Genomic DNA, 12,839 nt, shown 5'->3' with positions numbered 1-12,839 from the left:
GATTGCTTGTGCCTGATCGCGGCAAGCAACTCCCTGTAGGACGGCTCCGGGGGTTCGAAACAGGTGGTGCTCGCCGAGTGCGCGTGTGGAGCCGGGCAGGTCGATCTCGCTGGCGCTCCCGGCGTGGACGGCTTCGATGAACCGTTCGACGGGCAGGCCGGCGAACTGGGCTGGGTCGTAGCGCAGCGGCAGGGTGTATCAGGACGGACGGGCATGGGGTGGCGGGTGCGGCACGTCGATACCCGGTACTTCGCGAAGAGCCTTGCGTCGCGCGCCCAGGGGCCGGGGAAGCCCACTGGACGAACGCTGGAATCGGGACGCTGCGGGAGATCACAGGCGATCACGCCGCAGCGGCCGTCAGGAGCCTCACCGGGCACGCCCGCCGACAGACCGTCATCAGCCTGCGCAGCCTGTTCATGGCCCTGCGCCAAGAGCGCATGGTCTTCCGCAACCCCACCCGCCAGTTCCCCGTCGGTGATCTCAAGGGCATCCGCACACCCGTCAAGGTCGAGGCGTTCCACACGTTCAGCAACTGGCTGATGTTCGCCTCCGACGTGCTCCAGGACAACGATCCGGACCGACACGAGAAGATCATCAAGTTCAACGAGTTGCTGGCGAACTGCCTCATTCTTCATACCGCGGTGGACATCACGAGGGTCGCCAACGACCTCATTGACGAGGGGTGGGAGGTGGACCCCGGTCGACCTGGCCGCCGTCACCCGTACATCACGAGCAAGACCCGCCGCTTCAGCACCTGACACCTGGACATGGAGCCGTCCGAGAACGAGGCGGTGGGGCGACTACGGATGGCCGCCTGATGGTGGCTACGTCTCGGTCAGGGCGGAGGTACACGGGTGCGACAGGACTGATCGAGTTCTGGATACTGCTCGCGACCGCGATCCTCCCGGGTGTAGCCGGTGCTCCGCCTCCTCCACCGTGGCTGTCCTCTCCTCGTCCGCTGAGGGCTTCAACAGATGTGGCTGCTACTCGCTGCCGCGCGTGTGGCGCCTGAGCAGTCGGTGAGATTCACTAGTCACGTCAAAGCACCTAGGGGTAGGGGAGGTTGCTGTGCGTGCATCGTTTCGAGATCTGACTCTTGTGGTGGCTTGCGTGATCAGCCTGGCTGCCTGTGCGGGGAACGATGGGAATGGATCTCCAGTTGAGCTCACGCCAGCGCAGATGCGTAGCGCGATGCCCGACCGCGAGAGTCTCCCCGCCGGGTGGCGAGGTGAGGCAGATCCTCAGGTGCTCGAGGGAAAGGCTGCCTTCACGAAATGCCTGTCTATGGCCGCGAGTTGTAAATCCGCCGGTCAGGTTGTCATGGGGTCCGACTCGTACGGCCAAGGAACCGTGAACCGGGCGGAAGGGGACTTTGAGTACACGGCGCAGGTGGTCGTCTTGTCCTTCGACTCCATCGAGGCCGCGAGGGCCGTCATGGGGAGTCTGGCAAGCCCGGGACGAAGCGACGAGTCACCGCAGTCGGTACAGATCAACGTTGGCGCACAGGACACTGAGGCGTGGTCCGAGAACGAGTCGGATGGCTACGTGACTCGCGCGACGATGCGGGTCGACAGGGTGGTGGTCAGCGTTGTGGGACAGAAACTTAAGCAGCCCAGTGACGTCCAACCGATCGCGAAGATCCTTGTCGATCAAGTCATGAAGGCCTCGCAGGATTAGAAGTCAACGCATGAGATCCAGCGCGTCGGCCTATGGTGAGGGTACGCGCGCAGAGTTCGATAGCACTGGACAACTGCCGTGGTAAATACCGGATTTACTGCGGCGGAGCCCCTACGGTGATCACCTCGCCCCGGTAGACGATTCCGGCCGCCGGGGGCGAGGTGTACGCATTTACTGCGGCAGAGCCGGGGAGGCGGGGTGGGCATGGCGATCGAACCAGTGACCGAACTCGGAGGCGGAGGCGGGGGCGGGCTCCGGCTGCCGCGCGCCCGGGTCGTGTCGCTGTCCGCCGCTCCGGCGTCGTACGCCGGAGCGGGTCAAGCGGTACCAGGTGCAGCCCCGCTCTCCCGGGCGACGCGCGCGTTGGAGCGTCCGCACGCGGTGTAAAGGACGACCTGCTTAAGCACTCGCAGCCGGTGCCCGGTCTTGTGGCCGTAGGCCATCTTTTTCAACCACACGCGTTCGGCGGCGCTCAGGGCTATCGGACAGGCAGCGCGGACAAGCATGGCGGGCGAACCGATCGGCCGAAGTGGATCAGTGGCAAGCCACAGCCTGCCCCCGCCCGCCGCGGGGGGGGAGAGAGAGCCCAGACGTCGAGGCTGAGCGCGGCATCCCACGCCATGAGCACCGGGTGGGGACAAGATGGCCCTGACCGCAGTTGTGTGAAGGCCAGAGCGGCGACAGTCCGGGGCTGTTGGCGCTCTGGGGATTCGGCCCCCCCCGCGCACGGCCAATGCTCCTGCTTCAGGGCCGGTAGACACACTCCGCCAGCGTCGCGTGCTTCTTCCAGCCCAGCGTCTCGTACAGCGCGCGCCCGGCGTCGGTCGCGCCGAGAACGCCGAGGACGGCGCCCGTCTCCAGGGCGCGGTCGGCAAGCGTACGCATCACGAAGTTGCCCAGCCTGCGCCGCCGATGGGCCTCCTCGGTCACCACCCGGTCCACGACCACGGCTTCCCCGAGGGATGCCATCTGCCCCTGGGCCGCCTGCTCGCCCGCCGCATCCAGCACCCGAGTGACGGTGACGGCTCCAATGGTCTCCACGGTCGTGGTGTATCCCTCAGGCGCGACCGGGGTCGTGGCCATCAGGTCAACGGCCATCAGATGGCCGCTCTCCTCCCAGGCCCACCCCTGGGGCAGCCAGGACTCGATCTCCTCCGGCTCTGCGGGCATCTTCATCCAAGTCCGCGGCACGGACACCGAGGCCGCGGCGCTGCGGACCAACGACTCCTCGGCCTCGGGCAGGACGTGGCGTCCCACTTCGTCGGCGTTGCCGGCCACTTTGATATAGAACCCCCAGGGCTTCTCGACAGGCGGGGGCGTCCGCCGGGACACGGCCCAGCCCGCCACCCAAGTCCTCACTATGTCCCCAACCATCGAGCCCTCCCGAAGCTGGCCGTTCCAACGGCCAGGTAATAGACACTAGTCGGTGTCACACATTACGTCGCCGTGCAGTCTGCGGCATCTGTTTTGCCGGGGTGCAGCTCCTGAAGGGCAGTCGGGAAACATCACAAACAGCAGAACCGCCCCCAGCCAGCAACCATGACGAGTCCGCCGCTGCCCTACCCACCGGCAGCCCTGAGGGCGCCCTGGACTGCGTGTGGTGTAAGCGCACAGGGGGTCAGTAGCCTGGCCCGGTGGGGCATAGGTGAACCACGCCAGTGAGACGGCCCAAGCCGCCGTCCACACGGACCCCGGTCCCGGAGTCGCGTCCGGCGGCGGGGGTTGACTCCCCGTGCGTCAGGTGACCACCACTCTGGCGGCGCGGGTCGCAACCTGAGCGGGATCTGCCTGCCGACACGCATTGTCGCCCTCGGCGCGACATCGTCGCCGAAGGACTCCAAGAAATCTGTTTAAAGGACGGCGGACGCCGCGCCGGCAATCTTGAAGCCGATTTCACGGACATCGACTACTTCGACGTTTGGTTCTGACGCAGAGGAAATGCCGTGCCCCCGGGATTAACCGACGGGGAATGGGTGCGCATACTGCGACTACCCCCGTTCCGCGACAAGCTTCCGCTCTACTACCCGTCCACCCAACCGCCCGGCGTGCGGACCCTGCGCGTGTGCGACCGCTCCGGATGGGACCCGGCTTTACTGATGTGGAACGTCTGCGACTCCTGCCGCCGAGGCCACATCGGCAAGATCTCCCTCCCGGATCACTGGCAGGGCCAGGGCCTGGGCACAAGCATGGCCCTACGCGTCCTGCGCGGGGCGCGGGCGCAGGACTTCCACTGGACCACGCCCCAGCAGTCATCGGCAGCAGTCATCGGCCGCCCAGCAGTTCTTCCCCGCCGTAACCCGTCACACCCCCGCCGCCTTCACAACCGGCGAACCCCTCTGCCACCACATCCGCACCGGCGGACACAGTCATCAGAAACCGCGCTTCCAACGCCTTTAGCCTCAACCACCGTTACGACCCACCCGCCGCGCCGGCGGCGCGTCGTGGCGACGAGACCCGCCTGGAGGAGCCCATGAGCGCCCAGCCCGAGTACCCGCCCGCACCCTCAGCCGCTCCCGCGCCGACTGAGGCCGCGCAACTACTCGCCCGCATCCGCAGCGACCGGCGCGCCCAGCAATGGGTGTCGGCCTTCGAACAGGACTGGGTCAAGGCGCTGGACGACTCCCGTCACAGCTACAGCCTCACCCCGCTGCATGACGTCGTGCGGACCTGGCAGGCCCGCCTCGCCGCCGTCCCGGCCGTGGATGCGTTCCTTGCCGGCGGATGCGACGACTCCGACGGCATCGCCCTGGAGGGCGTACTCGGGGCACGCCCGTGAGCGACGGCGCCTGGCAGGCGGCGGCTGTCACCACAGGCCCTGGCCGTAATCAACGCTCTGCCCGACCACGCTCGCGAGGTGCTCCGCGACGTCCTGGATATCGCCCCACGCGACCCCTGGAGCTTTCCGCCGTTCAACAACCGCCACCCCGAAGGCGAGGGTGTACGCCCGGCCTCGGTCGGACAACTGACCGCCGTCTACTTCATCAACCGCCAGGCCGGACGCCTGTACGTCATCGACATCGTCCGGCTCGGGTAGCCACCGCGATAACGCCCCTGTCCACCGGAAGTTGCAATGCCGAGGGACAGGGGCGTTTCTGTGCGGTTCACAGCCTCTTTCCCCAGGTAGACGCACTGGCCTGTGAGGTTGCGAGGTTGTGGGATAACTGGGTCAACGCGGCAAAGATCGTGTCCATCATGTCGGGTGTCTCGGTCCCGCAGCTCGCGACCGGGGGCGGCGCCTTCCCGCTGCAGACCACTGGTCTCGCGATTGTGCGGCGTCACGGTCTGGCCTCACGATTCGCTCTTGTGGGTGGCCGCTGATGACCTCCATCGACACTATTCGAGGTTGTGGGTAAACCGCTGGCAGATGGGTCCTCGCCGGGCAAAGATGCAGCCATGCGCTATGCCAACACCGACCCCGAGCTCATGGAGCTGGTCCGACGATTCGTCACGCCCGGCCGGCGGTACCTGCGGCTGGGTGGAAGCTCGCTGCGGTTGAGTGGGCCTGAGCGCGACCTGTTCGTGAGGGAGCTGGTCCAGGCTGCCAGGGAGATCACTCCCGCTGAGCTCAGCATCCTTTTCGAAGGTGGTTGGCGAGAGCGTAGGACTGCCTCCTGGCTGGTCGCTAGCCGGCAGGACCGAGTTCCGCAGCCGCATCGGCGAACTCCTGCTGGCCAGCGCAGGCCCCTACGGCGGGGCCTACTGCATCACTCTTGCCACCTTCGGCACCAGCGCGGACGCCGATCTGGTCTGCGGATACCTTGATCGCTACTTGCCTCAACCCGACCTCGTCCATGATCGGACCTTTGCTCTCAGCACACTGCTTCACCTTGATGCCGTCCTTGGGACCGAGAGAGCATCCCGATACCTTGCCGCCGGTGGCCTGTGGCAGCAGTGGACCGATGCCACGTCGAACATGGTGCAGGATCCTCAGGAGTACCGGCAGGTCGTGGACCAGCTCTGTTCCTTCGCCAGCGAGCGCACTGAACTCTTTGCCGCATGGGAAACCAGGCACTGAGCTCTTCATCAGACTGCGCTGCTGTTCTCCGCCTGCTGTTCACGCTGGTGTGACACCAGCGGCGGGGCAGGGGGACGACACCCTTGGCGTTGTCCCCCTGCCTTTGATCCGGGACCGCAGCGGACGTGCTGAGCTGACGGCGAAGCCTCTGGACTTCGTCGTCCTTGGCGGCCAGGGCCGACAGGAGTCGCTGGTGGCGCTCCTTGAGCTGGGTGAGTTCCCTGTGGGTGCGGGCGAGTTTGCCGGTGGGCCTCTGGTTGAGGTCACGCAGTCGTGCGATGCGGGCCTCGCGCGGGTCGGGCTGCGACTGGGTGCTGGCGAGCTTGAGACACAGCGCCTTCGCCGGTCCTCGAACCAGCAGTAGTTCGCCGAGGACAGGTGCAGCACCGCTGCCTTCATCTTCAAAAGCAGCTCGATCTGCCGGTCGGTGACCACCTTTGCCGGGCCCGGATAATGGTCTGCCAGCTCGCTTTCGACGGCGCGGAATGTGGCCAGCAGGGAGTCGGCTCCCAGTCCGGCGGGGCAGATGCCCCTGTTCGAACTGCCGGTATGCCTCGACGGTTCGCTTGACCCTTTCCTTCGCCTCCTCTTTCTTCCACTCGTGGTGGAAGACGACCTGGGCGCCGCCTGGCCGGCCTGCGTATCCCTCGCTGGTGGCCACCTGGAGATGCTTGAAGTGGACCGTGGTGGCGAGTAGTCCACCAGGGCGGGCAGCCATCTCGACAGATAGCGTCCGTCGCAGACGACGGGGGTGCACCGGGTCGTCGGGGATCGGCTCCAGGCCCGTGCGGCGCCCGGCGGGCGAGGCGACCCACTGCCGCAGCCAGGTTATGGCCCCGTTGGACTCGAAGCCGTTGAACGTGCCGAACAACGGCTGTCCAGGCCCAGGGTCCGTGAGCTGCTCGGCCAGAGCCATGACACGTACGACTTCCTCGATGACGACCCAGTCGTCGACCTCGCCGCCCATAGACGCCCTTTGACGGCCTTTCTGACCAGCCGGTGCTGGGCGAGGCCAGTCGGACTCGTCCGTGCGGCGGCAGCCGACCGTCAGCTCCATCAGTTCGCTGGACCGCATCCCCGTCAACGCGGAGGTGGCGACGGTGCAGGCGTGACCTGCGACCCGGATCAAGGCATCAGAGGCTCTGTTCGACAGGGGCAAAGGCCAAGGGACCAACTCGCCGGTGTCCGCGCGAGGGGCGCCGGCAGGGTCGCGACACCACAGGTACTCGGTGCCGACCTCAGCGACCGCCTGTCCCTGTCACCTGTGCCACGTCGGCTGATCCACAGGTATGCCAATTACTCCGATCGGCAGGTACGGCCTGATGAACCCCCACCGCATCCCCGTCAGGTGCCCGCGCGTCACGCCAGCAGATCTACCCCCTAAACCCCGCCGCGAGGGGGAGCCCCACAAATTGATCACGACTCAATACGCGCCCTGGAAGGCGCCACCGACCGTGAGTCGGTCAGGCTCATGGTCACTGAAGAGGACCGCCCTCTCTCACGCAGGCCGGAAGTGAGCTAAACCTGCCCGGGGCTGGCATCCCATGGATGCGTTCGCTCCGCAGCAGGCGGAGGTGTGCATCCCTTAGACCTGGCCTCCGTCGGCGCGGGCGGCGGTGTTCAGCGCGGCATCACCCAGCGCGGTGTCCAGGTCCCGGCGGCGTCGTGGCCGGCCCCTGTTGCGGCGAGGTGGGCGCGGAGGGTGGCCAGTGCTGGGTGGGGGTTGTCGCGGCGCCAGAGGAGTGAGTGCGGGTAGACGGGCGTCGGGTCGGTCACCGGGATGCGGCGCAGGCCGTGGCCGGCGGGCCACACGAGGCGGGTCTGCTCGCCCATGAAGGTGGCCAGGGCGGGGGTGTCGGCGACGGTGTCGAGGAGCGCGTCGGAGCCGAAGTTGGGGCCGGTCGCCTCGATCGTGAGGCCGAACTGGGCGACGAGGTCGTCGTAGTAGGCGGCCCACTCGGTGCCGGGGACGATGCCGGGCATCCAGATCCGGTGCCCGGTGAGCTGATGGACGGTCACCGACCGGGCGCGCGCCAGTGCGTGGGCGGGGCCGGTGAGGAGCTGGAGGGGCTCGTCGAGCACCCGGGCGGATGCGATGTCGTGGGGAAGGGGCCGGCCGGGCGCGGCGACGGCGCGGAAGGACGCGTCGATAGTGCCGGAGCGGATGGCGGTGATGGCTGTCTCGATGTCGAGCAGCATCATCACGTCGAGGTCGATCTCGGGGTGGGCGCGGTGGAAGGCGCGCATCAGGCCCGATTGCGCGCTGCGCGAGGCGAGTACGTCGACGCGCAGCGGACGGCTGTCGGTGCGTACAGAGGCGACCGCGCGCTCGGCGGCGCGCAGGAGCTCGCGCGCGTGAGGCAGGAACGCCTGCCCGTCGATGGTGAGCTCGGCGCCGCGCGGGGTGCGGGTGAACAGTCGCACGCCGAGGTCGCGCTCCAGCGCGGCGATGTGCTTGGAGACAGCCTGCTGGGTGATGGCCAGCTCGGTGGCGGCTTCCTGGAACTGCCCCGCGTCGGCGGCGGCGAGGAAGGTGCGGACGGTGTCGAGGTCCATGCCGAAACCCTATGGGCACAACCGCAGGTTGTGGTCGGCGGCTCTGCGGTTGTGTGATCCCCGGGCGCTTGGAGGCTACTTTGATGGTTCCTCAGTTGACGCTCGCCGTCTCATCTACAGCAAGATCGACGACCTCCTTACCAGTGCCGAGGACTTCGACGCCGATCTCCTCATCGTGGTCACCACCCGCCCCACCGGCTACGACGAACGCTTCCCCGCGGAACGCTTCGACACCGTGCAGCTTCAGAGGCTCCCTGCGGTCGAGGCAGCGGCCTTCGCTCAGGAGATCACCGACAGGCACCTCACCGACGATGACGAGACACGGATCAAGGTGGCCGCTCGTATGCGTGACGCTGCTCGCGACCCGGTGACGCTACGCCTGATGGAGACACCACTACAGGTGACGATCATGTCGTACAGGGTGGAGAAATTCCCCACGCTGCTCCCTGACCGGTTCACGCTGTTCCAAGCTCGACCGCATCGAGCACGTCCCGGAGCACTTCCCGGACCGGGTCTTCGCCCGCCGGCTCTACCTGATCAAGCCGCCGACGAGGAAGGGCTGACATTCACCGCACCACACAAGGTGCTCACCGGGAACGGCTGCCGCCGTGTTCCACCGCGTGTCGGAGGATGCACCGCTGCCACTGCTGCCACTGCGCCAGTGCCTCGGCGCGCTCGCCCCGGTGTCCTCGGCGGCGACGCCCGTCGCTGATGCCGGCCAGCGCACCGCACTTGGGGAACACCACATCGTTCACACCCACACTTGTACCGCTCGCCTGACGCAGCCGTTCGCCAGTCTGGTTCGTTCACTGACCTAACTGACCTAACTGACCTAACTGACCTATCAGAGGTCGTTAAGCCCGTTTCCAGTAGTGGCCTTGTGCGGTTGGGTGAGAAGCCTTGGCGTCGGAGGCGGCTGCGTGTGGCGTTCATGTCTGGGCCGTTGGTGGGCAGGCCGAGTAGTCGTGGCGTTCGCGGACTCTGCATGTTTGGTCGGGATGTTGGTTGAAGGCATCTACGATCTGCTGGTAGGCGGTGCCTTGGTCGTGGGGGTCGGACCGGGATCAGATATTTGGTGTTCTGCCCGCCCCATGAGGACGCAAGATGGTGCGCATGACTTTGGCCACCCCCGTACTGCACACCGCTCGCCTGCGACTGCGCCCCTTCACCGACGCCGACGCGGACCTGCTCTTCGCCCTGCACAGCAGCACCTACGTGATGCGCTACTGGGACTCCCCGCCGTGGAACGAACGGGCCCGCGCCGAACGCTTCATCAACATGTGCCGGAAGATGGCGGACGAAGGCACCGGGGCCCGGGTGGCCATCGACCGCGCTTCTGACGGGGCCTTCGTCGGCTGGTGCGGTCTGACCGGATGGAACCCGGACTACCGCAGCGCGTCGTTGGGCTACGTCCTCGACGAAGCGATGTGGGGACACGGCTACGCGACGGAGGGCGCGCACGCCTTGCTGCAGTGGGCATTCGACACACTGGACCTGAATCGAGTTCAGGCCGAGACCGATACGCGCAACGTGGCATCTGCCCGGGTCCTGGAGAAGATCGGATTCATGCGTGAAGGGACGTTGCGGGAGGACTGCGTCGTGAACGGCGAGGTATCCGACTCGTGGGTGTTCGGGTTGATCAGGCGAGAGTGGCGGCCGGCGGCCGTGCCGATTCCAGCCCGCGAAGAGCGGCGTTAAGTCCGTCTCTGGCAAAGGCCGCGTCCAGGTTGAGGGCGGAGCGCCCCGCGCCCGCCATACCTGGCCAACTGCCGCTTTGCGGCGAGCCGGCCGAACCAGCTCTGGGTCACCGACCTCACCTACATCCTCACTTGGTCGGGCTGGGTCTTCGCATTCGTCGGACGTGTACTCGCAGATGATCGTCAGATGGCAGCTCGCCACCCCCATGCGCACCGATCTCCCGCTGGACGCCCTGGAGAGGGCCCTGTGGCGGCGGGGCGTCAAGGCGGGCTCAGGACTGATCCATCACAGCGACCGAGATTCGCAGTACGTGTCGATCCGCTACCGCGAGCGGCTACTGGAGGCAGGCGCGACCGTGTCAGTCGGGTCCGTCGCCGACAGCTACGACAACGCCATGGCCGAAGCCCTCAATGGGGCCTGCAAGGCCGAACTGATCGACCACCAAGGCTCCCAGCGAGACGCTGACCAGGTCGAACGCGCCGTCGTCCAGTGGGTCGGCTGGTACAACGCCGGACGGTTGCACTCCGCCCTCGACTACCTCCCACCCGAGGAATTCGAGGCCACGTACCACCGTTCTCCGGCGACCCCGAACGCTGCCTGAAGACGCGCAAACCGGTCGCTACGAAACTCGGGGCAGCTCACTCGTGTAGGCCCGGCGGCTCCTGGCCGTCGAGGAAGCAGTCATGGCCTCCGAGGGCCCGGAACGGGGACACAGGTCAGCGTCGTGCTCCTGGACACGGTCTCGCTGTGACGAGCCGGTGATGCCGAGCCCTGCGTCCCGCTCCCGCGCCGGCGGTCAGGCCGCCGGTGACTGGCAACTGCATTTGACCTGGCAGGTGAACACCTGGGTGCCACCCCGCCAGCAGAAGCACTTCTCCGTCTTCAGCGTGTCCCCCTGGGCGCAGCCCGCATTGGCCTTGCAGTCCGCCTTGGCGGCCTCGCATGCCTCCTTCAGAGTGTTGCCGTCGCCTTGGCCAGCCACGCCACCGGAGCTGGACTCCGCGAGCACGATCTGCCCGTCTTGGTTCCCACCCTGGGTTGCCTGGAACCCGTTGATCGCACCGATCGTGGCCGGACCCACCAGACCGTCCACAGCGATCAGCGGAAGGCCGTTGTCGGCCCGGAAGTCGTTGACGAACTCCTGGACATCCCGCACATCCTCGGGCTGGTTGTCGCCATTGAGGCCGACCGAACGAGTAAATGACACGACCACTCCTGCTCATATGCGGAGAAAATGAGGCAACCGCAGACCAGCGACAGCACCCGCCTCGACCACCCATCCCACCCAGCGTGCCGGGCTCGGCGGCATCACTGTCCCCACGACGGCCTATGGGCCGGCCCGCGCCGGGGTGTACCGCCACCGGACTCGTCGACGGGCTCGGCCGTGAACGCGATGCCGTCGGTCGACCTCGCCGACGAAGGAGGAGGTCAGAACTGGCGACGGGGCTTGCCCCCGGACTCTGGACACCAGAGACACTTGCTCATCGTGATTCAACAGTTCCGGTCGACGCGCAGGTTTGTTGTTCTCGCACTCTCGGCGGGTCCTATCGAGTTGGCGGGCGTGGTCCTACCTGCTGTGTCGTGCCCTCTCGTAAGCGGCAAGTTCCTCTGCACTGCCGACGAAGGCCGGGCCGCAGTGTGGCGGCAGTCGCTCGATGACCATCGCTACGGCGGCTTGCGCGCTGTCTGTCTCGGCGATCCGCGGGCTGTTCCGGCTCCTCCCTCGACGTAGTACCGGCCATTCCCAAGGCCGATGTCGGTCATCCAGCGATTGTGCGGGCCTTGCGTCCCTTTCCTCAACGATCGCCTGCTGACGGATCATGGTGGGGTGCGTCGAGATGAACTTCCTGACCAAGAGCGGGAGTTACTCGCTCCACTCGTACCCGAAGCCGTGACGGGCAGGCCGAGGACAGACGCCCGGCGGGTCAGCAATGGGATGTGCCCGTCCATGAACTGATCATTTCGGGGTTGGTGGTGCGGCGGTGGCGCGGGCGACACAGCGTCATTGAGGCATCCGGGTGATGTCCGTTGCGGATGGTGGCGATGCCGCGACGGCTTGTGATGATCTTGGCGGGCATTTGCCCGACACCCGCACGCCCACGATTGCACGGCGGGGTGTCGGCGAGACCCTCGATGGAGCAGGCAGGAGTGGGACCGATGTCCGAAGGATCCACCGTTACGATCAGCGACGCGGCCAAGCGGCGGATCTTCGCCATGTTGGACGTGGACGGCGACGGCGTCATCTCCCGGGCGGAGTACCTCGCGAGGGTGGACCGCGCGGCCGCGGCGATGGGACGCCGGGACGGCCATCCTGTGGTCCGCGCGGCTCGTGCCGCGCACGAGGGGGTTTGGGCGGACATGGATGCCGATCACGACGGGCGAGTCACGTTCGAGGAGTACCGCAACTGGGCCGGGCACGATGCGTTCGAACGGTCCTGCCGTCCCGCCCTCGGCTCCCTCTTCGACATGGCGGACCACGATGGCGACGGCCGGCTCACACGGGAGGAGTTCACCCGCCTGCGGGTAGCCTCCGGCAACACCGCCTCGGATGTCGACCGGGCCTTCGACGACCTCGACGCCGACCAGGACGGATTCGTCGACCGCGAAACCTACCTCACCGGGATCCACGACTACGTCACCGCCGGCACCTCCGCGATGGCCGCCGCCTACGGAACCCCCACCACGCCGTGAGCCGGCCACATTTTTCCCCTGGCCTGAGCACCCGCGCATGAAGTGATCGTCGCGGCGGTGGAGCGGAATTGGTGAAGTCGTCCGGACGAGCAGGACCTCTTGGTGGGGGGGGGGGGGGGGGGGGGGGGGGGGGGGGGGGGGAGAAGGGGGGGGGGGGGGGGGGGGTGATCCCTCGAGGGGAAGAAAAAAGGGTGGCGCAGCC

At 67.0% G+C, this 12,839-nt stretch carries 14 protein-coding genes and 1 pseudogene; 8 read left to right on the top strand and 7 right to left on the bottom strand.

The window, feature by feature from the left end:
* Positions 1–416 precede the first annotated feature (416 nt).
* Both ACZ45Z_RS18095 and ACZ45Z_RS18090 read left to right on the top strand, forming a co-directional pair.
* Positions 417–758 (top strand): Tn3 family transposase, encoded by a 342-nt coding sequence (locus ACZ45Z_RS18095; protein WP_468363079.1) that lies wholly within the window; start codon positions 417–419, stop codon positions 756–758.
* Between the two features lie 592 nt (positions 759–1,350).
* Complete coding sequence (locus ACZ45Z_RS18090) at positions 1,351–1,677, top strand: hypothetical protein (protein WP_468363077.1); 327 nt, start codon at positions 1,351–1,353, stop codon at positions 1,675–1,677.
* 744 nt (positions 1,678–2,421) lie between these two features.
* Here the strand turns inward: ACZ45Z_RS18090 and ACZ45Z_RS18085 are convergent.
* Positions 2,422–2,955: a GNAT family N-acetyltransferase gene (locus ACZ45Z_RS18085; RefSeq protein ID WP_468363075.1), complete on the bottom strand. Its 534-nt coding sequence runs from the start codon at positions 2,953–2,955 to the stop codon at positions 2,422–2,424.
* Between the two features lie 1,192 nt (positions 2,956–4,147).
* On the opposite strand from ACZ45Z_RS18085, the gene ACZ45Z_RS18080 reads away from it, so the two are divergent.
* The 3 genes and pseudogenes from ACZ45Z_RS18080 (at position 4,148) to ACZ45Z_RS18070 (ending at position 5,692) form a co-directional block, all read left to right on the top strand.
* Positions 4,148–4,453: a DUF6247 family protein gene (locus ACZ45Z_RS18080; RefSeq protein WP_468363073.1), complete on the top strand. Its 306-nt coding sequence runs from the start codon at positions 4,148–4,150 to the stop codon at positions 4,451–4,453.
* 78 nt (positions 4,454–4,531) lie between these two features.
* A complete protein-coding gene (locus ACZ45Z_RS18075; RefSeq protein WP_468363071.1) occupies positions 4,532–4,711 on the top strand; it encodes a hypothetical protein in 180 nt (59 codons plus the stop codon).
* A 359-nt stretch (positions 4,712–5,070) separates the two neighbouring features.
* Positions 5,071–5,692 (top strand): annotated as a pseudogene (locus ACZ45Z_RS18070) (DUF6000 family protein).
* Positions 5,693–7,312: 1,620 nt separating this feature from the next.
* Here the strand turns inward: ACZ45Z_RS18070 and ACZ45Z_RS18065 are convergent.
* From ACZ45Z_RS18065 to ACZ45Z_RS18055, 3 genes are all read right to left on the bottom strand, one after another.
* On the bottom strand, positions 7,313–8,248 hold the full coding sequence (locus ACZ45Z_RS18065) for a LysR family transcriptional regulator (RefSeq protein ID WP_468363069.1): 936 nt from the start codon (positions 8,246–8,248) through the stop codon (positions 7,313–7,315).
* A gap of 91 nt (positions 8,249–8,339) precedes the next feature.
* Positions 8,340–8,549 carry a hypothetical protein gene (locus tag ACZ45Z_RS18060; RefSeq protein WP_468363067.1) on the bottom strand — a complete coding sequence of 70 codons (210 nt, stop codon included), beginning with the start codon at positions 8,547–8,549 and terminating at the stop codon, positions 8,340–8,342.
* Between the two features lie 286 nt (positions 8,550–8,835).
* Positions 8,836–9,003, bottom strand: a complete 168-nt coding sequence (locus tag ACZ45Z_RS18055) for a hypothetical protein (protein WP_468363065.1) — start codon at positions 9,001–9,003, stop codon at positions 8,836–8,838.
* Positions 9,004–9,361: 358 nt separating this feature from the next.
* On the opposite strand from ACZ45Z_RS18055, the gene ACZ45Z_RS18050 reads away from it, so the two are divergent.
* Together ACZ45Z_RS18050 and ACZ45Z_RS18045 are read left to right on the top strand one after the other, a co-directional pair.
* Entirely contained in the window at positions 9,362–9,946 is a 585-nt protein-coding gene (locus ACZ45Z_RS18050) for a GNAT family N-acetyltransferase (protein ID WP_468363063.1), read from the top strand.
* A 163-nt stretch (positions 9,947–10,109) separates the two neighbouring features.
* Positions 10,110–10,547: an integrase core domain-containing protein gene (locus tag ACZ45Z_RS18045; RefSeq protein WP_468363061.1), complete on the top strand. Its 438-nt coding sequence runs from the start codon at positions 10,110–10,112 to the stop codon at positions 10,545–10,547.
* 195 nt (positions 10,548–10,742) lie between these two features.
* Here ACZ45Z_RS18045 and ACZ45Z_RS18040 read toward each other — a convergent pair whose 3' ends face one another.
* The 3 genes from ACZ45Z_RS18040 to ACZ45Z_RS18030 all read right to left on the bottom strand — a co-directional run bounded on the left by ACZ45Z_RS18040 (position 10,743) and on the right by ACZ45Z_RS18030 (position 12,024).
* Positions 10,743–11,153 carry a peptidoglycan-binding domain-containing protein gene (locus tag ACZ45Z_RS18040; protein ID WP_468363059.1) on the bottom strand — a complete coding sequence of 137 codons (411 nt, stop codon included), beginning with the start codon at positions 11,151–11,153 and terminating at the stop codon, positions 10,743–10,745.
* A gap of 360 nt (positions 11,154–11,513) precedes the next feature.
* A complete protein-coding gene (locus ACZ45Z_RS18035) occupies positions 11,514–11,768 on the bottom strand; it encodes a DUF6193 family natural product biosynthesis protein (RefSeq protein ID WP_468363057.1) in 255 nt (84 codons plus the stop codon).
* 103 nt (positions 11,769–11,871) lie between these two features.
* The gene (locus ACZ45Z_RS18030) at positions 11,872–12,024 is read right to left on the bottom strand and encodes a hypothetical protein (protein WP_468363055.1); all 153 of its coding nucleotides are present in this window, start codon (positions 12,022–12,024) and stop codon (positions 11,872–11,874) included.
* 79 nt (positions 12,025–12,103) lie between these two features.
* On the opposite strand from ACZ45Z_RS18030, the gene ACZ45Z_RS18025 reads away from it, so the two are divergent.
* The gene (locus ACZ45Z_RS18025; protein ID WP_468363053.1) at positions 12,104–12,637 is read left to right on the top strand and encodes an EF-hand domain-containing protein; all 534 of its coding nucleotides are present in this window, start codon (positions 12,104–12,106) and stop codon (positions 12,635–12,637) included.
* Positions 12,638–12,839 lie beyond the last annotated feature (202 nt).

It is taken from the genome of Streptomyces sp. NPDC031210, assembly GCF_055570395.1.
The sequence above is the reverse complement of the archived record's forward strand: the minus strand, read 5'-3'. Positions and strand labels throughout refer to the sequence as shown.

Excerpts from the sequence above, each read along its gene's own strand:
- ACZ45Z_RS18095 (WP_468363079.1), top strand. The coding sequence starts at position 417 with ATGGCCCTGCGCCAAGAGCGCATGGTCTTCCGCAACCCCACCCGCCAG.
- ACZ45Z_RS18080 (WP_468363073.1), top strand. The coding sequence starts at position 4,148 with ATGAGCGCCCAGCCCGAGTACCCGCCCGCACCCTCAGCCGCTCCCGCG.
- ACZ45Z_RS18065 (WP_468363069.1), bottom strand. The coding sequence starts at position 8,248 with ATGGACCTCGACACCGTCCGCACCTTCCTCGCCGCCGCCGACGCGGGG.
- ACZ45Z_RS18050 (WP_468363063.1), top strand. The coding sequence starts at position 9,362 with ATGACTTTGGCCACCCCCGTACTGCACACCGCTCGCCTGCGACTGCGC.
- ACZ45Z_RS18035 (WP_468363057.1), bottom strand. The coding sequence starts at position 11,768 with ATGATCCGTCAGCAGGCGATCGTTGAGGAAAGGGACGCAAGGCCCGCA.
- ACZ45Z_RS18030 (WP_468363055.1), bottom strand. The coding sequence starts at position 12,024 with ATGCCCGCCAAGATCATCACAAGCCGTCGCGGCATCGCCACCATCCGC.
- ACZ45Z_RS18025 (WP_468363053.1), top strand. The coding sequence starts at position 12,104 with ATGTCCGAAGGATCCACCGTTACGATCAGCGACGCGGCCAAGCGGCGG.